The sequence below is a fragment of the Amniculibacterium sp. G2-70 genome (assembly GCF_014353055.1).
Taxonomy (GTDB): domain Bacteria; phylum Bacteroidota; class Bacteroidia; order Flavobacteriales; family Weeksellaceae; genus Amniculibacterium; species Amniculibacterium aquaticum.
Window position 1 is genome coordinate 217,305 of the sequence record NZ_CP060698.1, and the last position, 22,278, is coordinate 239,582.

15 protein-coding genes are annotated in these 22,278 nt (G+C 36.3%); 10 read left to right on the plus strand and 5 right to left on the minus strand.

Translation table 11 applies throughout. The annotated features are described in order from the left end of the window. Positions 1-45: 45 nt before the first annotated feature. Entirely contained in the window at positions 46-936 is an 891-nt protein-coding gene (locus H9Q20_RS00960; RefSeq protein ID WP_187478074.1) for a UbiA family prenyltransferase, read from the minus strand. Positions 937-1,003: 67 nt separating this feature from the next. Continuing rightward, positions 1,004-1,930: a mevalonate kinase gene (locus H9Q20_RS00965; RefSeq protein WP_187478075.1), complete on the minus strand. Its 927-nt coding sequence runs from the start codon at positions 1,928-1,930 to the stop codon at positions 1,004-1,006. 111 nt (positions 1,931-2,041) lie between these two features. Here H9Q20_RS00965 and H9Q20_RS00970 point away from each other — a divergent pair, with 111 nt between their 5' ends. Continuing rightward, on the plus strand, positions 2,042-2,365 hold the full coding sequence (locus H9Q20_RS00970) for a translation initiation factor (protein WP_124641674.1): 324 nt from the start codon (positions 2,042-2,044) through the stop codon (positions 2,363-2,365). 185 nt (positions 2,366-2,550) lie between these two features. Then, positions 2,551-3,729: a porin gene (locus H9Q20_RS00975; protein ID WP_124641676.1), complete on the plus strand. Its 1,179-nt coding sequence runs from the start codon at positions 2,551-2,553 to the stop codon at positions 3,727-3,729. Positions 3,730-3,857: 128 nt separating this feature from the next. Here H9Q20_RS00975 and H9Q20_RS00980 read toward each other — a convergent pair whose 3' ends face one another. Next, complete coding sequence (locus H9Q20_RS00980; protein WP_187478076.1) at positions 3,858-9,671, minus strand: alpha-2-macroglobulin family protein; 5,814 nt, start codon at positions 9,669-9,671, stop codon at positions 3,858-3,860. A 59-nt stretch (positions 9,672-9,730) separates the two neighbouring features. On the opposite strand from H9Q20_RS00980, the gene H9Q20_RS00985 reads away from it, so the two are divergent. The 8 genes from H9Q20_RS00985 (at position 9,731) to pnuC (ending at position 20,115) form a co-directional block, all read left to right on the plus strand. After that, positions 9,731-10,486: a hypothetical protein gene (locus H9Q20_RS00985; protein ID WP_124641680.1), complete on the plus strand. Its 756-nt coding sequence runs from the start codon at positions 9,731-9,733 to the stop codon at positions 10,484-10,486. A gap of 3 nt (positions 10,487-10,489) precedes the next feature. Then, the gene (recF, locus tag H9Q20_RS00990; RefSeq protein WP_124641682.1) at positions 10,490-11,569 is read left to right on the plus strand and encodes a DNA replication/repair protein RecF; all 1,080 of its coding nucleotides are present in this window, start codon (positions 10,490-10,492) and stop codon (positions 11,567-11,569) included. Between the two features lie 105 nt (positions 11,570-11,674). Continuing rightward, entirely contained in the window at positions 11,675-12,985 is a 1,311-nt protein-coding gene (locus tag H9Q20_RS00995; protein WP_124641685.1) for a TolC family protein, read from the plus strand. 224 nt (positions 12,986-13,209) lie between these two features. Further along, the gene (locus H9Q20_RS01000) at positions 13,210-14,298 is read left to right on the plus strand and encodes an efflux RND transporter periplasmic adaptor subunit (RefSeq protein WP_187478077.1); all 1,089 of its coding nucleotides are present in this window, start codon (positions 13,210-13,212) and stop codon (positions 14,296-14,298) included. Positions 14,299-14,480: 182 nt separating this feature from the next. Then, the gene (locus H9Q20_RS01005; protein ID WP_187478078.1) at positions 14,481-17,678 is read left to right on the plus strand and encodes an efflux RND transporter permease subunit; all 3,198 of its coding nucleotides are present in this window, start codon (positions 14,481-14,483) and stop codon (positions 17,676-17,678) included. Between the two features lie 74 nt (positions 17,679-17,752). Next, positions 17,753-17,962, plus strand: a complete 210-nt coding sequence (locus H9Q20_RS01010) for a DUF2892 domain-containing protein (RefSeq protein ID WP_187478079.1) — start codon at positions 17,753-17,755, stop codon at positions 17,960-17,962. A 151-nt stretch (positions 17,963-18,113) separates the two neighbouring features. Further along, on the plus strand, positions 18,114-19,250 hold the full coding sequence (locus tag H9Q20_RS01015; protein WP_187478080.1) for an acyl-CoA dehydrogenase family protein: 1,137 nt from the start codon (positions 18,114-18,116) through the stop codon (positions 19,248-19,250). Between the two features lie 211 nt (positions 19,251-19,461). Then, positions 19,462-20,115, plus strand: coding sequence for a nicotinamide riboside transporter PnuC (gene pnuC / locus H9Q20_RS01020; protein WP_187478081.1), 654 nt, complete (start codon positions 19,462-19,464; stop codon positions 20,113-20,115). Between the two features lie 189 nt (positions 20,116-20,304). Here the strand turns inward: pnuC and H9Q20_RS01025 are convergent, their stop codons facing one another. Beyond that, positions 20,305-20,628: a hypothetical protein gene (locus H9Q20_RS01025; RefSeq protein ID WP_124641706.1), complete on the minus strand. Its 324-nt coding sequence runs from the start codon at positions 20,626-20,628 to the stop codon at positions 20,305-20,307. Positions 20,629-20,707: 79 nt separating this feature from the next. After that, positions 20,708-22,180, minus strand: a complete 1,473-nt coding sequence (gene dacB, locus H9Q20_RS01030; protein WP_187478082.1) for a D-alanyl-D-alanine carboxypeptidase/D-alanyl-D-alanine-endopeptidase — start codon at positions 22,178-22,180, stop codon at positions 20,708-20,710. Between the last annotated feature and the right edge of the window lie 98 nt (positions 22,181-22,278).

The window sequence follows — 22,278 nt, forward strand, 5'->3', positions numbered from 1 at the left end:
TTTTAAAATCGTACAAAATTAATCATTAATACATTCAAAAAAAAATTACCACTTCATAATTATTCCATCAAAAAGCATGGCCAATATTCCTATAAAAATCCAGAATCGTAAAATATTAAGCGTATAAAATTTTGCATTTTTTTTATTTGAAACCAACAAAAACGCCGAAAAAATAAAAATTAAGATACCCGATAAGTAATAATACGACATAATTCCTGTTAATCCTTTTTTCATCACAATTAAAATAGAATTCAGGATCAAGAAAACCAAAAGACTAATTATCAAACGATTAACCACTGTTTTTTTGAAAGTATTCGGTAGAGTGTGGTATCCAAAAATTGCATCTGCGTGTTTGGTTAGGCTGTCTTTTATAATATCGATCACCAATAAAAGTCCAAATAAAAATGTAGCCATCAATACTATTTTGATGGAAAAAGTTTGATAATAAATGAGCATTCCAAAAAAAGGATACAACGAAAGACTGACAAATGTCAGGTTATTCAGGATAAGAATTTTTGAAATTTTATGGCTGTAAAACCAAATGAGAAACTGATAAAACAGAAAAAAAATCAGGACTCTGACGGATATAAAACCGGCTACAGCCAAAGAAATGCTGTTGAGAAAAACATAAGCGTATAAAAAATACTTTTGTTTTAGGAAACTTTGCAATTTTGTACGAAAAGGACGGGTGATTTTGTCTTTTTCTTTATCGTAAAACTGATTGATGATCCCTCCAGCACCGATACTGACTATTGCACAGAAAATAATGGCATGAACACGAAAATCAAATGCAAAAGCCCTCAGACTTTCTTCTTGATTAAATAAAAAAAAGGTGGAAACATAGAGTGCAAATGTAAGTACAACCACCATCAACAGTTTTGTCCCCAAAACAAATGCTAAAAGCTGGGAAAGTCTGTAGAGAAATTTATTTTCCATAATCCATCCACCTTAAAGACAGAAAAACACTTTTATATTAATGAAGTAAAAGATAAATTATTTATCCTTAGAAACGATAGATAACCTCTTTCTGAAAGCCGGATAACATCTCATCTGCTTTTTCATAATCTTTGGTAAAGCCCAAGATATAGCCACCACCTCCACTGCCACACAATTTCAGATAATAGGCATTGGTGTCCAAGCCTTTTTTCCAAGCTTTGTATAAACTTTCGGGGATCATGGGTTTGAAATGCTCGTATGCCCAAATCGAAAGACTTTTAAGATTTCTAAAAAAAGGATTCATTTCTTTCTTTAAAAAAGCATGTATGCAAGCGTTGTTGTAATGGATAAATTCTTCTTTCAATGTTTTTCTGAACCCTTCGGTTTTCATTTTCTCAAAAAAGATCTGCACCATAGGACCGGTCTCTCCCACCATTCCGGAATCGATCAGAAAAATAGCTCCTTTGCCAACTTCTTCGGCCGGAATATTTACCTTATCAACACTTTCTTTATTTTCGATAAGAATTGGAAGGTTCATAAAACAAATTAAAGGATCTATCCCCGAGCTTTTCCCATGAAAATAACTTTCTAAGAGTCCAAAAATCTTTTTCAATTCCTTCAGTTCGTCTTTTGAAATGGTTTCCGGTTCGAATTTCTTGATTGCATATTTGCTAAAAACCGCTGCAACCAAAGCACCAGAACTCCCCACTCCATAACCTTGCGGTATGTTGGAGTCAAAATACAAACCTTTATCAATATCGTTCTTCAGCCGTTCTACATCCAATAAAAATTCCGAAGGAAGCTCTAAAGTTTCTAAATATTCAGTGTATTTTTTTAAAGAACTGTTGGACTTTAAAATAAAATCAGAATCTAAGTCTGAAAATTTCAAAGACCCTTTATAATAGCTGTATGGCAAAGTTAACCCTTGGGAATCTTCGATAATTCCGTATTCGCCAAAGAGAAGTATTTTTGCATAAAACAAAGGGTTGTTCATCTTATTAATTTAAAGTCATTAAATACAAAATTACACTTTTTTTAACAATTATCACTAAATTTCAATAATTTAACATTCCAATTTTATTCAGAAAATACTAATTTTGCCTCTATGGATATTCGAGAACAACTAAAGAATTTATTTCCTGATCACGAAGAACAGGATTTTGAAATGCCTGAAGAAAAATTTGTACAAAAAGAACCTCTTGTTTGTAAATTTGAGAAGAAAGGCAGAAACGGAAAACCTGTAACCCTCATTGAAGGCTTTGAGGGAAGTGACGACGAATTGAAAAAAATTTCGAAAAAAATAAAAACAACACTTGGGATTGGCGGTTCTGAAAAAGATGGGATTATTGTGATACAAGGAGATAATCGTGATAAAATCATGATTTTACTAAAAGATATGGGCTACAAAACCAAAAGAGTTGGCGGATAAATCGCAGTACAATTCGATAGAACAAATTCATCCATTGAGAACAAACTCAATGGATTTTTTTTTTGAGTAAAAACATTTCTTCATTTCATGAAATTTACAATAAAAATGTGCTTTATTTATATAGTTTTCAATAATTTTGATACGATGAATTTATTTTAACATCATTCACAGAAAAAAAACTTGCCATGAAACGAATACTCTATCTTCTATCTGCGGTTGTATTTTCTACTTTTTCAGCACAAGAGATCAAAACCGTTCAGGACAGCATCAACCCACAAAAACCTTTATTGAATCTTGAAAACCAAAAGTTTCTGAAGGACATTCATGTCTATTTGGATATGCGTTTGGGTTTCTTGAATCATTTTGAAAATGGAAGAACGGATAATTTCACCGAATTCAGAAATTCCTTAGTTGCACTTGGAGTACAAGGAAAAATTCATGATAAAGTGAATTTCAGATTCAGATATCGTTTCAACAAAAATGGTGAAGTTCAATCCTTGGACATGTTGGACAAAGCTGTAGAATTGGCCTTTGTGGATGTTAAAATCCTACCCAAAACCAATCTTCAAGTGGGGAAAATGTACGCCTATTTTGGTGGGTACGAATACGACTATAACCCCATCGACATCTTAGAGTACAACGATGCCATAAACCAATTGCTGAACTATGTGAGTGGCGTCGGAATAACCCAACAGATTTCTGAACAACACAAAATAGGTTTTCAGGCACTCAACTCCAGAACCATGAGGTACGCAGATCTGTACGAAGGAAATGTGTACGACAATGTACAAGAACCCAAATGGCCTCTCGCCTTGGTCTTGAACTGGCAAGGAAAATTTTTTGACAACAAATTGGAAACCATCTACAGCATGAGTAATTTTCGTGTTGCAAAAGGACATGCCTCTACTTATGCATTTTCTCTTGGGCATAAATACCAAGTGGAAAATTTAAAAGTCATGTACGACTTCAACTACAGTCATGAACAACTGGACACGAAGGGGATATTAACTGAAATGATAAAAGGTCCTAAAATTTCCGAAGATGCTACTTACATTGAAAATTGGTTTCGTGCAGAATATCAAATTTCACCAAAAATCCAGACCCTACTCACATTGATGACCAGCAATACTTATGGTAAAAATGTGGTAAGCACTACCAGTGGAAACAACCATTTGAGAACAAGTTATGGGATTGTACCGACGGTTTACTATCAACCTTTCAAAGATATTAAATTGAGGTTTTATTTGGCCTATATTGCTCGTATATACCGGTTTTCAGACTATGCTAGAAACCAATTGGGCATATCCAATTATACTACCGGCGAAGTACAAGTTGGTCTTTCTACACCACTTTGGATATTTTAAAAAATGAATCGCTGTACATTACAGAAGAAAAGGAAAGAGATTGATACAAGCCGTTATTTCCCTTAAAAATTGATACGAAAAAAGAGCCTTGCCAAGTAGCAAAGCTCTTTGTTTTGAAACTTAAAAAATTATTCAATTATCAGTTTTGTACCTTGGGTTCTGCTGTTCATTTGTGGGGCATAGTAGTTTTGCAAAGTTGTAATTCCGTTGCTGAAGACTCCAGAGACATTGGCTACCAAATCGTACTCAAAAACGAATTGGCCTTTTGGCAAATACTCAATAAAAAATTGGGTAGAAGCATCTTTTGTCACCTGATAATACGCCAAATTATTTTTCCATTGGTATGCGGAAAGCACATCTACAGGCTCCAAACCGGCAGCTCTCATGTCTTTAAGCAGAACAAATTCCATTGGTCTATCTGCATTCAGGATCATACGAACTGTTATTTTGTCACCGATTTTTAATGGAGCGTTTTCTGTGATCTTCTGCAATTCTTCACCGTTTACCGTTTTCACTTTTTTGTACAATTCTTTGGTTAGCGAAATGTAGTTTTCTGTAGATTTCACTTGGTTCAAATCTTCATAATATTGCCAAAACAAGCCCCCTTGTACAATTCCCGGACTGTCTTTTTTGATGCTGACAGTTGCCAAACTTTCATCCATCTTCTCCGAGTAAACCGATTGTTTTAGATATCCAGAACCTTTGGTTTGTGGATGCATCTCTTTTCCACCCCAAAGAATTTCTGCTTTGTCCGAAGCATCTGCGGTCCAAGATTTTCCAGAATTCAGAATGGTAAAAATGACTTCTGCTGTACTTCTGCTGGTATCCCAATGCGAAACCTCTTTTTGGGTGATGAGCCAAATTTTCATTTCCTCTACGAATTTTTGATCGTTACCCAATTTCTCAAAAGCTTCCAAAGCACCTGCATGGTTGACCAATTGAGAATTGTACCAACCCCAATTGTCAATATTCGATTTCCAATATGCACCTTGGTTATCGCTTTCAACCGAAGTTTCTTTCAGGTAAGTCATCAGTTTTTTCGATAATTCTTTCAAGCCATAATCGTTGAACAAGAGTGCAGCTCTATGCAATCCGAAGAACGAAAAATCTTCAATTTCAGCTTTTTTAGCTTTTTGAACGACTAAATTTTTCAAAAATTTACCATTTCCAGAAAGAGGATATTGGCTTTCCCAATAATTTCTGGTGTCCAAATAGTCCAGCGCAAAATTGGACCATGCATTTCCTTTGTTTACTTCAAAATAGCGATTCAACTCTTGATCAACAAATCGTATCAACCTGCCCACCATTTCATTTTGTTCCGTAGATTGATACTCATTTGGAGTATTTTTTAGCCAAGAATTTAATTTACCCAACTGTTTCAGAATATACAATGACGACGAATACGAACTTGGATAACCCGCCATCCAAGAGAAACCACCGTCTGTATTTTGGAGTTTTTTCAGCTCGTCCCAATCTTGGTTAATGGAATTTCGCATGGTATTGGCATCAAAGAGTCTGGCTATTTTTTGCATTTGTCCTTCTTCATTCTTAGCGTCCAAAACCCAAGGAGTTTCCTCCAACAGAAGTTGTTTCAGTTCTTGATTTTTGCTCAGATTAGAACCAAGTAAACCTTTGGATTGATAGTCCTCAAAAACGGATTTCAATTTTGGGTTTGTTCTAAAAATTTCCGCAGCCAATACATCTGCAAACCATTTGTTGAAGACGACATCTGCTGAGGTGTTGTTATCGTTTTTCAAACCGGGCAATGCGAAAATAACTTCCCAAATCGGATTGGTCGTTAGCTCCAACGAATTGGAAATGTTGGTTGCTGTGGTGGATTTGTTTTGGGCTAAATTTTCAAGCACAAAAGATTTGGTTTGACCTTCTTTTACGAAAACAGGGACGGCATCGGTTACCATAATTCTATTGGGTAAAATGGGCACTGCTTTTTGTTCGCCATCGGAGAAATTTCCAGTCTTGGCAACGGTCTTGATGACGATAGCTTCGGCACCGTTCGGAACTTTTAGAGTCCAAGAAGCCATCGTACTTTCACCAGCCTTTACCGTGAATGATTTTTGAATGTCATTTAAATTGAATTTAGACGAAATATCTTCATTAGAAAATGCATCCAAAATCTGAAGCTGAACCGTTCCGTTTAAATTTTCTTTAGACAGATTGTTCAGTTTTGATTTAAAGATCAACTCATCGCCTTCCCTTAAAAATCGAGGATAATTGGGAGTTACGGAAAATTCTTTCTGGGTAACTACGGTTTTTTCCAAAGTAGCGGCTTCTGCATTTTTGGTATGTGCCAAAAACATGAGTTTCCAACGGGTAAGTGCTTCCGGTGAAGTAAATTCAAATGATACATTTCCATCTTTGTCAGTCAATAAATTTGGATAGAAAAATGCCGTTTCGCTAAGGTTTTCTCTTAGTTTTACTCCAGATAAATCTGCATTAAGATTTTTAAGTTTCGTTGCGGTTTTAGAATACCCCATTACAACTTCAGTAGCCGCAGTAGAACCAAAATTGGATGTTCCTCTTATCATCATATCTACCGAAGGAGCCGGACTACTTTCTGAATAGACCCTATTTTCCGATTTGTACTTCTTTCTGGCGTATATATAGTCATCCATCCATCTAAATTGGGGTTGGTAAATCTCTACAAACTTTATGTAAGGAATTCTTTTATAATAACTGAATCTATCTATATCCTGTTTGGAGTTTCTAAAATAATTGATGTACCTCTGTATTTTTTCATAGAGTGGGTTCCAAACGAAATCGTTGGAGGCAAACTGATCCAAAGATTGGTCGTACATATTCGCCAAGACTTCGGCATTCACTTTTTCGTTTTTGTCGCCTGTAATTTTTATCGTCCATTTTTCTTTTTGTCCAGGCTCTAACTTGTCTCTAAAAGTGATGGTTTCTATATTCAATCCTTTCTTTTCGGATTTTATTTTAATATTTTTTGTTTGAGTTTGTACATCACCCAATGCGACCAACTGAAACTGAAAATCAAGATCCGAAATACTTTCGTCATTTGGAAGTTTGGTTTCATAAAGATAATACCCGTTGTTCAGTTTTACGGTTTCGTATTTGGTATTTCCATCGCCATTTTGTGTATAAATATGTACCAAAGCATCCTTCACACCAGAATAAATATAAAATTTAGCTTTATCGTTTCTGTTGTATTCGTTTTTTTCTTCGACAACTTTTAGAAATGGAAGTTTGGAACTCAAAGATTTTTTGTCGAAAACCTCAAATTTTTGTGATGTTATTATGGTGTCTTTACCTTCTACATTATAGACTTCCAGTTTGTAATTTCCCACTTCCAATTTGTCCATGATTTGATAAATACCGCCCTCTACAGGTTGCATTTTTTGGTCAAAAATCACTTTTTCTACCTTATCTTTTTTCTCTTCATTCGAAAAATAATCGTGTGGAAACTTTAGATTAAAATCAGTTTCAGACATCATCGGATCGTTCTGAATCTCATTTTCAAAATTACTTCTATACAGCTTTTTAGGACTTATGAGTTTAGACAATTTTACGGTGAAAGGTTTTTTAATGATCTGGTTGTTGTAATTTTTCGCTTCAACTTTTACAGAAATATTTTCATCTGAAAAATAATTGAATTTAACATCCGAAAGAGATAGATGGTGCGATACCGAAGAAACCAAAATCGATTTTTCGGTCGATTGACTTTCTCCGTTGATGTCGGCAACCGAAGCTTTTATTTTATAATTATCCACTTGTATCCCCTCCAGATTTTCATCTTTTTTCAAGTCTAATGCTACGGTAAACTCTCCTTTTTCATTGGTTTTTGTTGAACCTAAAATGGAATTATCGTTATCTGTATTTTCATGATACCAGTTAAAATACTTCCAACGAATATTTCTTTTTATAATTTCATAATTTACCGTTGCATTGGCAATGGGAATTCCGGAAAAAGAAACGGCTTTTCCTTTCAGCTCAATCGTTTTACCGTATTGATATTCCTCTTTAATATTGGAAAATTCTACTTCGAAATTGGGTCTTTTGAATTCTTCAACTCTAAAATACACCAACGATTCATTGTCGATTCTTAGGGAAAAAATACCGTTCACTTTATTTTTTGGCAATACAAAATTCCCCTGAAAAGACCCAAAACTGTTTGTTGTAAAGTTTTGTGAATCCACTTCTTGTCCATTAGAATCAAGCAATTTCAGCACCACCTTTCGGTTATTTTCTACAGACTCTTTTTTGTTGAGCAATTGAGTTGCAATCCCTTTGAAATAAAGCGTTTGACCGGGTCTGTAGATGGCTCTATCCAAAAACATTTGTATTTTCTTTTGATCAGGGTTATCAAAATTATGATGTACTTTAACCTGTTGTTCAAATTTTACAAGAGAATAATCGTCTGTTAGCTTATTTTTCACAAGGCAAGTAGCATTATACTTTACCGAATTTGCAGCCGAAAAACTACCGTCTGTTTTGGTTATTAAATCAGTTTGTTTTAGTTCTTTATCATCCAACTGAAATAAAGAAATCGGTGTATTTGCAAACGGTTTTCCATCGTAATTGTCAACCAATTTCCAAGTATTTTGTACATTTGGCGAATAGCTTATTTGCTGAAAAATAACAGCCGTATTCGTTACTATAAAATAAAAATTGTCTATAGATTTACCTTCCACTTCGTACTCTGCGACATACAATCCGGAGGGCAAAACCCCAACATCCAAAGCCGTAGATTTCTTTTTATAATCTTGAGTTGGCAACAAATTAAAAGTTTGAGTTTTTACAAGAGATTTTTTTAATGTTTTAAAAATATCATTTTGCCAAGCATTCTGAATGTATTTTAGGTAAACGGCTTCATTGCCTTTAACCGAATATATTTTCAACTGAAAACGATCCAAATTAGTATAAGTTGCAACCATTTGTATGGGTCTATTCGCCAAGGTCGTTTTTTCATACTTCACAACGAGATTCGGCTGTACAATTTGATTTTTATAAAAGCGAAGTTCAATTAAAAAAGGTGACTTAGGATGGTCTTTTTCGGCTTTTGCAATCCAAGACATGGCTTCTGTAAATTGTTCTTTGGACATCAACAAAATAACAATTTCTTTAGCGATATACACTTTATAATCCCCTTGTGTAGGCGATTTATAAAGAGAAGTAAGTTGTTCTATTTTGTTTTTACATGAACCAATAGCACAATCGTTTTTTATTTTTTGAAGCTGAAAATAGAGTTTGGCATTTCCCGTATTTTCTGCTATCAAATCGTTTTCGATGGTCGTGATTTGGGTCTGATTTTCTTTTCTTTCTAATGGAGTAAAAAGTTTATTGCTCTTCAAAAAATTTATATAATTTTCCCCAAAATATTCCAATAACGACGGGAAATACTCTAAATGTTCCGCCTTATCGAAAATTGAGCGGTAAGGCATCAGTTTGACATTCTTTAACGATGCTTTATTGCGGTACAGTTCTGCATAATTTTTTTGTAAATACAATTTAAAATCCAACTCAGACCAAGTTTCAATCTTTGTGAGATCCTGAAAGTTGATATTGGTTCTGTTGTTAATTTTCCAAGAATTTTGTTCATAATAATCCGCAATAAATTCATGTTTCAGTACTTCAAAAACCCAACGATAGTTCCCGCTTGTGTTTTTCTCTAAGGATAAAATTTTACCAAAAAAAACGGAAGTTTCGTTATTTTTCTCATCGTTATTTGTGTTTTTTAAAATGGAAAATTCCGCTTTTAACGATTTGATGATTTCTAAGGCATTTTCCTCTTTGACGGCTTGTTTTTGAAGCTCTAAAACCTTTGGCAACAACGATTTGTACTGCCCAGAATTGCTAAGTTTATCGATCTCTTCCCATTGTTTTTGATAAAAATCTTGCGATTTCATATATCCAGAATTACAGAATATTAAAGTGAAAATTAAGAGTTGTAAGAATCTATTCATAAGTTGTATTTTTTATTTTTTTTATAGAAACTCAGTACGAGTTGAGTATCTTTGTGAAAATGGATTTTTTAAAATTACTAAAAAAATATGTTATTGACAGCCAAATATATGTTTCGCTGATGGGGACATTTTTGGCAACATTTTTTATGCTTGAGCAAAACACATTCCGTTTTCCAACATTTTTTCTGATTTTTCTAACTTATTTTGGCGGATACACCTATACCAAATTTCAAAATTCCAAAAAAATGAAACTTTCTTTGGTGATATGTGCAGTTGCCGGCATTTTCTGTTCGCTTCTGATCATCCAGAATCACAACATTGAAAGATTATACAAATGGCTGATTATCTGCTTACTGGGTCTGTTATACAACAGTTTTTTTCTCAACTTTAACATCCGAAAAATTCCACTGCTCAAGATATTTTATGTTGGATTTATTTGGGGCTTAATGAATGCGTGGCTCAGTTTCCCGTATTTTAGTTGGGGCATATTTTTCATCTCTTTCATTTATATTACGGCATTGGTTCTCCCCTTTGATATTCGGGATATGAAAAGAGAAAATGTGATGATCTTCCCCAACCTGATTGGTATAAAGAAAACCAAAATTTTGGCTGCAGCAATGATCATTTCCTCCGTAATAATTTCAAATGCTATACTACAACCTGATTTTAGTTTGGCTTTTCTATTGGCGTCGGTACCTACATTAATACTCATTTATTTTTCAGAAAATTCAAGACCGGACTGGTACTTTTCTTTCTTGGTCGAATCTTGTTCGGCATTGCCGTTTTTGTTTTTAATTTTATTGAAGTATTTTTGAGGCATGATTGTTCAGAATTTATCCCTTATCCAATTCAAAAACCACAGCGAAAAACAATTTTCTTTCTCAGCAAAAATCAATTGTTTTGTAGGAAATAACGGTGTTGGAAAAACCAACATCCTGGATGCCTTGTTTTATACTGCGATGGGCAAGAGTTTTTTGGGAAATTCGGATGTTCTAAACATCAAAAACAATGAAGATTTTTTCAGCATAGAAAGCAACATTCAGAACGATGATAAAATCGACAATCTGAAGGTTTTATATGCAAAAGAAGCTAAAAAAATCATTAAAAAAAACGATAAAACCTACGATAGAATAGCCGATCACATCGGATATTTGCCTTGTGTAACCATTTCTCCTTACGATGCCAACCTGATTTCGGACTCCGGAGAAAGCCGTAGGAAATTTCTGGATGCCATGATCTCCCAAACCGATCACGACTATCTCTACAGCCTGATCCAGTACCAAAAAACCATTATACAACGGAATGCTCTTCTCAAATATTTTGCTAAAAACAGAACATTCGATAGAGATTCTTTGGAAATCTACGACGAACCGATCACCAAATACGGAACGGTAATTTTCGAGAAAAGATCCGAGTTTATAGAACAACTCAGTCCTATTGTTCGACTTTTTTACGAAACCATTTCTGGTGCTAAAGAAACGGTTGAGGTGCACTACGAATCGCCACTTCAAAAAGGAGATTTCAGCCTTATTCTTCAAGAAAATTTGGAGAAAGACCGTCAACTTACTTACACCTCCAAAGGCGTACACAAAGACGATTTGCTATTTTTAATGAACGGTGAACTCATCAAAAAAATGGGTTCGCAGGGACAACAAAAATCCTTTCTTATTGCGCTAAAATTGGCACAACTGAATAGGTTAAAACAACTCACCGGTAAAAACCCCATCCTCCTTCTTGACGATATTTTTGATAAACTGGACGACCTTCGTGTTTCTCAACTCATCTCTTTGATTAATCACGAAAAATTTGGTCAGATGTTCATCACCGATACCCATAAAGAACGAACAGAAATCATTGTAAAACAAATCGATAACAACGCCAAAATTTTTGAGATTTAATTTCAATTTCATTCATTAACCATTTCCTCTCTCTTTTTCCTTCTGTAACAAACATCACTGTAAAATAGATTTTGTCAATATAATTTTGCCATCAAATTAGACAAAATGAAAAAACTATTGGTTTCTATTTTCAGTATCGTGTTTTCTACCGCTGTTTTTAGTCAGAATATTATTAGTATTTCCAAAGCCGAGTTGGAAAGCAAATCTCTGGACGAAAATCTTCAAGTAAAATTAGCAAAGGCTGAAATTAATCTTGCCCAATCCGAACTTTTAGGTTCCAGGGCGGCCTATTTACCGGACATCAAAGCGTCTTATACCTTTACCCACACCAACAATCCGCTCATGGCTTTCGGATCCAAACTGAACCAGGAACGAATCTCCATGATGGATTTCAATCCCGATGATCTCAATAATCCTAAGGGAATTTCCAACTTCGCCACCAAGGTCGAAGTGCTACAACCCATTATCAACATGGATGCGATGTACCTAAAAAAAGCAGGAGAGGTAAAAGTTGAAGCCCTAAAAATGAAAGCCGAAAGAACCCACGAATATCTTTTGTTCGAACTGAAAAAAGCCTACGGAATGCTTCAACTGGCGTATAAAATGGAGGAAACGCTGCAAAATGCCAAACAAACGACTTTGGAAAATAAAAAAGTGATCGACAATTATTTCAAAAACGGCATCATCCAAAAGTCCGATGTTTTGTACATTGAGGTCCGACTGAGCGAGATTAACAGCCAACTTCAATTGGCAAATTCCAACATCAAAAATGCTTCCGATTATCTTTTTTTCTTACTGAACGAAGACAAATCCGGAAAAATCTTTAAACCCTCAGAAAATTTGGTGTACAACAATTCTTTTTTGTTAAATCCAACTTTGCTTAACGAAAACCGAAAAGACATTCGGGCGTATCAAAAATCCCTTGAAGCCTACGATTGGATGGACAAAGCATCCAAATCCAAATTTTTGCCAAGGCTGAATGCGTTTGGATCTTTCGAAATGCACGATAGAAAAATCGCCAGCTTCGATGCCAACGGATATTTGGCAGGTCTTCAGCTTTCTTGGAATGTTTTTGATGGATTGAAAGCCAAAAGCGAACAAGAAAAAATAAAATCTGAAAGAACAAAAGCAAAGCTGGAAATTGAACAATATACCAAACAAAGCCAACTGGAACTGAGCAAGGCTGAAAGACAAATTGCAGATGCCGACGATAAAGTAACTTTTACCCAACTCGCTTTAGAGCAAAGTGCCGAAGCCTACAGAATCCGCAAAAACCGCTACGACCAAGGTCTTGAAAAATCGTCTGATTTGCTCACCGCAGAAACCCTGATGTCCCAAAAAGAATTGGAAATGCAACAGGCCATTTTCGAATACAACACAGCGGTGGATTATTATCAGTTTTTACAATCGAAGTAGTTGATGGTTGATGGTTGATGGTTGTCGGATGAATAGCAAAGTAAAAGAAATATTATTTCCAAATAACCAAATAGTTACACAAACTAAATTACTTTAAAGTTGAGATAGAAACTAACGATTGAACATAGATAAATTGTTCTATTTAAAACTGAAAAAGCTCCGGAGGAGCGACATCAAAAAAATACAAAATCCAAAATTAAAATCCAAAATTTAAAATTTAACAAATGAATAAATACATCATCACCAGCATTGCACTTGTCGTACTGCTACTGAGCAGCTGCTCCAAAGACGATGCAAAAAAATCGGTCAATAAAGAAGTACCCATCGAGGTATCGGTAAGCAGATCCGTGGAGTCCAGCGAAAGTGGAAATACCACTGCCAGTGGAAAATTGGTAGCTAAAAATTCGGTTAATATTTCAACCCGAATGATGGGCTACATCACTTTTCTAAAAGCCGAAGTTGGGCAAAATGTTCGTGCCGGACAAAATTTAGTCAGCATCAATTCAACGGATATTCAAGCCAAAGGCGGACAAGCCAACGCACAAATTGCACAGGCACAAGCGGCGTACAATTCGGCAAAAAAAGATTTTGAAAGATTTCAAAATTTATTTAAAAACCAATCGGCTTCTCAAAAAGAATTGGACGATATGCGTGCCCGATACGAAATGGCTTCGGCAGGATTACAAGCAGCTCAGCAAATGAAAAATGAGGTCAACGCCCAATACAAATACACCCATATTTCTGCTCCCATTTCCGGAACCATCACCGCAAAATATGCAGAACAAGGTGACATGGCAAGTCCGGGAATGCCTATTTTGACCATAGAATCTCCATCCAATTTGCAGGTTCAGGTATTGGTTTCCGAGCAAAACATCAACCAAGTGAGTCAAGGAATGCCTGTAAAAGTCAATTTAAAATCCATCAACAAAACCGTTTCCGGTACCGTTTCCGAAGTATCAAAATCGGCTGCCAATACGGGTGGACAATTTATGGTAAAAGTGAATGTGCATCAAACGCAAGATCTTCTCCCGGGGATGTTTGCCCATGTAGAATTTCCATTTAAAAGTCACGGAAAAATAAACCAAGATTTCCAAGAAACCCTTACCATACCAACATTTGCAGTGGTAGAGCAAGGACAACTAACAGGCGTTTATGTCATCAGTTCTCAAAACACGGCTCAATTAAGATGGGTAAAATTAGGAAAAAATTTTGGCGATAAAGTTGAAGTTTTAGCCGGATTAAATTCCAAAGAACAGTACATCACCAATGCCAACGGAAGATTGTATAACGGAGCAAAAATAAGTGTAAAATAGTGTTTGAGTGACGAAGTGATAAAGTGATAAAGTGATAAAGTGATAAAATTATGAGGTTATAAACTGATCTTCTAAATAGCCCCATAACTAACATCATCACTTCATAACCCCATAACTTCATAACCCCATAACTTCATAACATCATCACTTCATAACCTTATAACCTCATAACCAAAAATAATATGGAAAAAGGATTCGCAGGGCGTATTGCCGAGATGTTCATCAACTCCAAGCTGACCATACTTTTGATGGTTTCGTTGATGATCATCGGGGTGTACAGCTCCACATTAATACCCAGAGAAGAAGAACCCCAAATCATCATCCCCATGGCGGATGTCATGGTGGGATATCCCGGTGCTTCTCCCAAAGAAATAGAAAGCCGAGTGGTAAAGCCGTTGGAAAAAGTAATTTCCAACATCAAAGGTGTAGAGCACATCCACTCTATGGCAATGAACGGTCAAGCCATGATTATTGTACAATTTTTGGTGGGCGAAGATACCGAACGCTCCTATGTTAAATTGTACGACGAACTGATGAAAAACCGAAACATCCTCCCAAAAGAGGTGATGGAACCGTTGGTGAAAACCCGTTCCATAGACGATGTACCTATGTTGGGACTTACCCTTTGGAGCGAGAAACTCTCGGACGATGAACTGAGAAGCATCACGGAAGAAATATCTTCGGAAATAAAAAAAATAAAAGATGTCTCGCTGACCAAAATTCTGGGTGGAAGAAACCGTCAGCTTCAAATTATTTTGGACAAAGATAAAATGGCCGAATTGCAAGTCGATCCTCTTTCGGTAATGCAAATGGTACAGGCCAACAACGGAAGTTCTCAGTCAGGAAAATTTAATGCAAATGATACTGAATATCTGCTGACATCTGGTCAATTTTTACATTCTGCAGAAGATGTAGAGAATTTGGTTATCGGGACTTCTCAAAACATGCCGGTCTATCTAAAACAAGTGGCTCAGATAAAAGACGGCCCCGAAGATCCTATCAATTATGTCAATTTTGGATACGGAAATGCTGTGGAAAAAGGCAAGCAATACAAATCCGAATATCCTGCTGTTACCCTTTCTATTTCTAAAGTGAAAGGCGCCGATGCCATGAAGATTTCAGAACAAATCTTGACCAAAGTAGATGAACTGAAAAAAAATATTATTCCGTCTGATGTGCATGTAGAAGTTACCCGAAATTATGGTGAAACCGCTTCGCACAAAGTTTCAGAATTATTATTGCACCTAGGTGTTGCCATTATTGCCGTTACGGTTTTGGTGATGTTTGCTATGGGTTGGCGCGGCGGATTGGTCGTATTTTTCTCCGTACCTCTAACTTTTGCTTTAACCTTGTTCAGCTATTATATTTTAGGATATACCCTGAATAGAATTACGCTTTTTGCTCTGGTTTTTGTGGTCGGAATTGTGGTGGACGACAGCATCATCATCGCTGAAAATATGCACAGGCATTTCCACATGAAAAAACTTCCCTTCAAACAGGCCGCCATTTATGCCATTAACGAAGTGGGTAACCCAACCATTTTGGCCACTTTCACCGTTATTGCAGCGATATTGCCAATGGCTTTCGTGAGCGGAATGATGGGACCTTACATGAGTCCAATGCCGATTGGTGCATCCATCGCCATGTTGCTGTCCTTGTTTATCGCACTTACCGTTACGCCTTATCTTGGTTTTCACTTGCTTAAAGTAAAAGACAACGAAGCACTTAAGGAAGAAGAAGGTTTGGAAACCAGTAAAATTTATAAAATTTATAAAAAAATAGAACAACCGCTTTTGGATTCTGGTAAAAAAAGAAATACCATGATGCTCATAACGGTGGTACTTTTACTGATATCTGTTGGTGCTTTCTTTACCAAATGGGTAGCTGTGAAAATGCTTCCTTTCGATAATAAAAACGAAATACAAGTGGTGATTGATATGCCAGAAGGAACCACTTTGGAAAGAACCGGAGCTGTGGCACAAGACATCGCACAGTATCTAAAAACCGTACCTGAAGTAGTCAATTATCAATCTTATGTAGGTTCTTCGGCACCAATTACCTTCAACGGATTGGTAAGACATTACGATATGCGAGGCAGTGGAAATACCGCCGACATCCAAGTTAATCTTCTGAATAAAGACGATAGAACCGAACAAAGCCACGATGTTGCAAAGAAAATTAGACCTCAAATTCAGAAGATTGCAGAAAAATACAATGCCAATGTCAAAATTGTTGAAGTCCCACCTGGCCCACCGGTTTTATCGACCATCGTTGCCGAAATATACGGTCCCAACTACGACAAACAGGTTGAAATTGCAGACAAAGTACAAAACATTCTGAAGAAAACCGATGATGTTGTGGATATCGATTGGATGGTAGAAGCACCTCAAACCGAATTCAAAGTCATTCCGGACAAGGAGAAAGCCATGCTGAACGGCGTTGCACCACAGCAAATTGTGGGCAACCTCACCTATCTTACCGGGAAACATCCTATTGGAAATCTTTACGATGAAAAATCCAACGACCCTGTAGAAATGGTGATGAAATTGAAAAATGCCGACCAAACCAGCATACAAGAAGTGACCAATCTAAAAATAAAAGGCACGGGCGGGATGGTTTCTGTGAGTGATATTTCTAATATTGAAAAAACAGAAATGGAAAAAACCATCTACAGAAAAGATCAAATGCCGGTGGTTTATGTCCTTGCCGATATGGCAGGTGGTTTGGAAAGTCCAGTCTATGCCATCCTTGGAATGGAAGAAAAATTAAAGAAAATAGAACTTCCAAAAGGTTATTCTCTAAACGAAATCTACATGGGACAACCTGAAAATGAGGATAATTATACCGTAAAATGGGATGGAGAGTGGCAAATTACTTTAGAAGTTTTTAAAGATTTAGGGATTGCCTTTGCCGTAGTCGTCATCATTATTTATATGCTGATTGTCGGTTGGTTCCAAGATTTTAAAACCCCAATTGTGATGATGGTTGCCATACCTCTTTCGCTCATCGGTATTGTTCTGGGACATTGGTTGTTGGGTGCTTTCTTTACCGCAACATCTTTCATCGGGATGATTGCTTTGGCAGGAATTATGGTGAGAAATTCGGTATTGTTAATCGACTTTATCGAGATCAGACTGAAAGAAGGAATCCCTATAAAACAAGCGATTATAGAAGCCGGTGCGGTGCGTACCACTCCAATTTTGTTAACAACCGGTGCGGTTGTGATAGGAGCTGTAATCATCTTGTTCGACCCTATTTTCCAGGGCTTGGCGATATCTTTGGTATTCGGAGCGGTGGTTTCTACCCTATTGACTTTGATTGTCGTTCCGTTGATTTACTACATCACCGAAAAGAAAAAATGGGAGAAAATTCAAGGTTAGACCAATAATAATTCAATCCTTCAAGGATTTAAAATCCTTGAAGGATTACAAATAATAAATTAAAATTCAAAATCATGTACAACAGAATAGCACACGCATTTGCAGGAATACTCATTTTGTCCAGCATCTCACTCACCTACGCCAGCGACAACAAAAATTGGCTTTGGATAACGGCTTTTGTAGGCGCCAATCTTTTACAAAACTCCATGTCCAATTGGTGTTTACTGCATCAAATTCTTTACAAATTGGGGATAAAAGACACTGAAAGCTCTTGTAAAAGATAGAAACTTATCATGGGGTCAAAATTTTAAATGTCTCACTTATTCAAGTTATTTCCCCAAATAAATGAAATAAATTTTAAAAAACAGCAAAATATATAGGGGATATAATCCGTAAAACTGATAATTTAATTATATTTGGGCAAAATTTTTCACCATGTTTATTGAAAATACAGAAATTGAAATGATCGCCCAAACGGCGAAAGAATTTGCAGAAACTCATATCAGGCCAAACATCATGGATTGGGACGAAAGTCAGACTTTCCCAAAAGAATTATTCCACCAATTAGGGGAAATGGGTTTCATGGGAATTGTTATCCCTGAGCAATACGGAGGATCTGGACTTTCTTATCACGAATATGTAACCATTTTGGACGAAATCTCCCAAGTAGATCCATCCATTGGCTTGTCAGTAGCTGCACACAACTCTTTGTGTACCAACCATATTTACGAATTTGGTAACGAAGAGCAACGCATGAAGTGGTTGCCACAATTGACCACAGGAAAAGTGATTGGAGCTTGGGGACTTACAGAACACAATACGGGATCCGACTCCGGAGGGATGAGTACAACTGCCGTAAAAGACGGTGATGAGTGGATCATCAACGGAGCCAAAAACTTTATTACGCATGCCATTTCTGGAGACATCGCAGTGGTGATGACCAGAACTGGAGAAATTGGAGCTAAAAACAATTCCACAGCTTTTGTTTTGGAAAAAGGAATGCCAGGTTTTACTTCCGGAAAAAAAGAAAATAAATTAGGAATGCGTGCATCAGAAACTGCAGAACTTATTTTCGATAATGTCAGAGTTCCGGACAGCCACAGATTGGGCGAGGTTGGCGAAGGTTTCAAACAAGCCATGAAAATCTTAGACGGAGGAAGAATTTCCATCGCTGCTCTATCTTTGGGTATCGCAAGAGGCGCTTATAAATCTGCTCTAAAATATGCCAACGAAAGAAAACAATTTGGTAAAGCCATTTCAGAATTCCAAGCCATCAACTTTATGTTGGCCGATATGGCAACAGAAATTGATGCGTCTGAATTGCTGATCCGCAGAGCGGCTACTTTGAAAAACGCCAAACAAAAAATGACCAGAGAAGGAGCAATGGCTAAGTTATACGCTTCCGAGGCTTGTGTGAGAATTTCCAACAATGCCGTTCAAATTTTTGGCGGTTACGGATACACCAAAGATTTCCCTGCAGAGAAATTCTACAGAGATTCTAAACTTTGCACCATTGGTGAGGGAACTTCAGAAATCCAAAGATTGGTTATCGGTAGAGATATCGTAAAGTAAATTTATGTTTTTATCATAAACCATCACCTTTTCAAAATTAAATTAAGATCACTCTTTTTGGGTGGTCTTTTTTTTATTGAATAATCACAACAATACCGAGTTTACACCTACAAATCCACGCATTTCCAAAGTTATCACAGGCTCTAAATTATTTTCAAAAAAAAATTATTAAACTTAAAAATTTGAAATCCCAAATCCTTAAATTTGATCAATGGACTTCTACAATCTTTTCTTACAGCCTTATGAAAGCTATACTCCAATTCAAATTGCATTGGAAATTATCGCAGCTACTTTCGGTATTCTAAGTGTCTATTTTTCCATCAAAAAAAACATTTGGGTCTATCCAACGGGTATCGTTTCAACCGCTTTGTATGTTTACATCTTATTTGTTTTTGGTTTGTTAGGGGATTGCATGATCAACATTTACTATACCATAATGAGCATTTACGGTTGGATTTTATGGTCCAAAAGTGCAGAAGATCATGTCCATGTCCATGTTTCGTGGACTGAAAAAAAAGAATGGTGGCTCGCCTGCTTACTCTTCGTCCTGAGCCTTATTGCCGTAGCATTAGTTTATTATTACAAACCGGTCATCGACAACAATTTTAATTTTGAAAATTCAGAGCTTGGTTTTTATCATCTGGATTGGGCCAATGGGTTGGACATCATAACCACTTCCCTATTCCTGGTCGGTATGTGGTTGATGGCAAAACGAAAAATAGAAAATTGGATTTTTTGGATTATCGGAGATCTTATTTGCATTCCAATGATGATCTACAAAGGCTTGGGAATCACCTCAATTCAATACATTATTTTTACCATTTTGGCCATTCAAGGTTGGCTGAGTTGGAGAAATTCTAAGTAAAACCTTTGTGTATTACAAAAAAACACATAAATAATCTATTGGTCAAGCTACAGCTTGTCCCGATTTTTCAGGATAGACACAAAGGATCTACAACAATAAGACTTCATAACTACGCATAGCATCCGTCAAAGACGGATATCACTTGTGTTATTTCATTGTCTATTCGTAAAAAACGATGAAGGAGTTTTATTACACATTTCTAAATCTCTTGTACAATCTCAAGTGTTTTTCTCGATTTAATAAATAAAGAATTATACACAGTGAACCAAAAGAAAACATTCCTACAAACCACAATATTTTATTATGAATTTGGTTTCTGATTAAATCAATTAACACAACTATCCAAGGAATTAATTGGATTAATAAACCTATTCCTAGAAATAAGTGAGAATAATTTTCTGAAAAATTTTTGTTTATAATTTTTAGGTAAATTGATACTGTAACTAAAACAAAACCAATAATTACAAGAGCTAATAAGATTTTTTTGTTGATTAGTAATTCATGTTCTTTCATATTTTTTCTTTTGCTGTTTTATTATGAAATTAAAGATAACAAATTTTTTGTTGAAAGGATCATGTATTAAAAAAAATAATTAATACCCTAAAACCGGCTCCAATATCATTTCCATTTTTCGTTTTACAGCATCGGTAGAACCCGCATAATTATTCACCAAAAGCGAAAATGCCAAAGTCTTGCCCGAGTTGGTTTTTAGATATCCCGTCAGACATTTCACTTTGTTCAAAGTACCAGTTTTCGCAAATATTTGTCCATTTCCATTTCCGTAAACAAACATTCTTTTCAAAGTTCCGGTTTGTCCTGCAATGGGCAATGAATCGAAATAATTTTTGAAATATTTGGTCGTCATCAAAGACGATAGAAACTTCACTTGTGATAAGGGCGTCACCATATTAGCTCTGGAAAGTCCACTACCATCGGCAAAATTAAGACCTTCCATATCGAAACCTACAGATTGCAAATGGCCAACCACGGCTCTTCTTCCGCTGTCCAAGGATTGATCTCCAAATTTTTGGAAGCCTACCATCCTAAGAGTTGCCTCTGCCAAACCGTTGTCACTGTGCTGATTGGTATAGAAAACTACATCATTCAAATCTGGGGAACGGTAAGTTGAGATGAGTATTCTTTTTTCAGGATCGGTATCCAACATTTTTGTTGAAACTTTTCCAGAAACCGGGATTCCGGATTTTATCATGGCTGCTCTTAGTGAATTGGCCAAACCTACAGGTGCATCCGGAAGTTTTGTCGTAAAAGGAAGCGATTGATACTCTTCCGCATAAACCATTTTTTTGATGTACGGCGATACATAAAAATATCTTTTTTCTTGAGCGAAAGGATTGCTTTGTTTTACAATAATTTTTTCTTTCGCCGGATCTATCTCTGCGCTAGATCCCACAGGGAGGTAATATGCACCGTGTTCCAACCAAACAATATTCTCCGGGAGAGTTGGTATTTTATTGGCTTTGAAAACTGCAGTTTGAGTAATGATATCTCCATTCACTCTTTTTATTCCTTTTTCTGCCAGAGCAGCGATAAAATCCATGGAGATCATTCCATAACTGGTAGCTCCTGCTTTGCTGGTGCCCAAACTTGGATCGCCACTTCCGACCAAATATAAATTTCCGTTTAACACTCCATTTTCATCAATCGTCCCCGAATAATCCAACTGGGTTAGCCACTGAAATCCTGATCCTAAAAGGCTAAGAGCAGTTTCTGTAGTGAGTAATTTGGTGGTTGATGCTGGAATTAACGGTTGGCTTTCGTTGTAGGAACTGACAATTTTTTTTGTTTTTGGATCGTAAACGACAAATCCCCAATGGGCATTTTTCAAAACCGGATCGCTGGCCATGGAGGTGAGCGTAAAATCTATTTGTTCTTTTGGACTGAGTGGCTTTTCGACCGCTACAGCCTGAACATAAACTGGAGCTGAAGTAGGTGCCGTTGATGTGTACACCGAAGAGCTTGTTGTATCTGAAAAATTAATCTGACTCCATAATAAAGAGCTCGATACAAGAGAGATCGAAAACAGTACTTTTTTTAGTTGAATCATAAATACCTTCTTAATAAAAGATTTCTTGTGCTTTTGCAAGAAATGCACGAGCAACACAAATGATGAAAACTTTCTACGGGTCAAAAGTATTAATTAAA

Coding starts and splice junctions, on each gene's coding strand:
- H9Q20_RS00960 (WP_187478074.1), bottom strand. CDS start 936: ATGGAAAATAAATTTCTCTACAGACTTTCCCAGCTTTTAGCATTTGTT.
- H9Q20_RS00965 (WP_187478075.1), bottom strand. CDS start 1,930: ATGAACAACCCTTTGTTTTATGCAAAAATACTTCTCTTTGGCGAATAC.
- H9Q20_RS00970 (WP_124641674.1), top strand. CDS start 2,042: ATGGATATTCGAGAACAACTAAAGAATTTATTTCCTGATCACGAAGAA.
- H9Q20_RS00975 (WP_124641676.1), top strand. CDS start 2,551: ATGAAACGAATACTCTATCTTCTATCTGCGGTTGTATTTTCTACTTTT.
- H9Q20_RS00980 (WP_187478076.1), bottom strand. CDS start 9,671: ATGAATAGATTCTTACAACTCTTAATTTTCACTTTAATATTCTGTAAT.
- H9Q20_RS00985 (WP_124641680.1), top strand. CDS start 9,731: ATGGATTTTTTAAAATTACTAAAAAAATATGTTATTGACAGCCAAATA.
- recF (WP_124641682.1), top strand. CDS start 10,490: ATGATTGTTCAGAATTTATCCCTTATCCAATTCAAAAACCACAGCGAA.
- H9Q20_RS00995 (WP_124641685.1), top strand. CDS start 11,675: ATGAAAAAACTATTGGTTTCTATTTTCAGTATCGTGTTTTCTACCGCT.
- H9Q20_RS01000 (WP_187478077.1), top strand. CDS start 13,210: ATGAATAAATACATCATCACCAGCATTGCACTTGTCGTACTGCTACTG.
- H9Q20_RS01005 (WP_187478078.1), top strand. CDS start 14,481: ATGGAAAAAGGATTCGCAGGGCGTATTGCCGAGATGTTCATCAACTCC.
- H9Q20_RS01010 (WP_187478079.1), top strand. CDS start 17,753: ATGTACAACAGAATAGCACACGCATTTGCAGGAATACTCATTTTGTCC.
- H9Q20_RS01015 (WP_187478080.1), top strand. CDS start 18,114: ATGTTTATTGAAAATACAGAAATTGAAATGATCGCCCAAACGGCGAAA.
- pnuC (WP_187478081.1), top strand. CDS start 19,462: ATGGACTTCTACAATCTTTTCTTACAGCCTTATGAAAGCTATACTCCA.
- H9Q20_RS01025 (WP_124641706.1), bottom strand. CDS start 20,628: ATGAAAGAACATGAATTACTAATCAACAAAAAAATCTTATTAGCTCTT.
- dacB (WP_187478082.1), bottom strand. CDS start 22,180: ATGATTCAACTAAAAAAAGTACTGTTTTCGATCTCTCTTGTATCGAGC.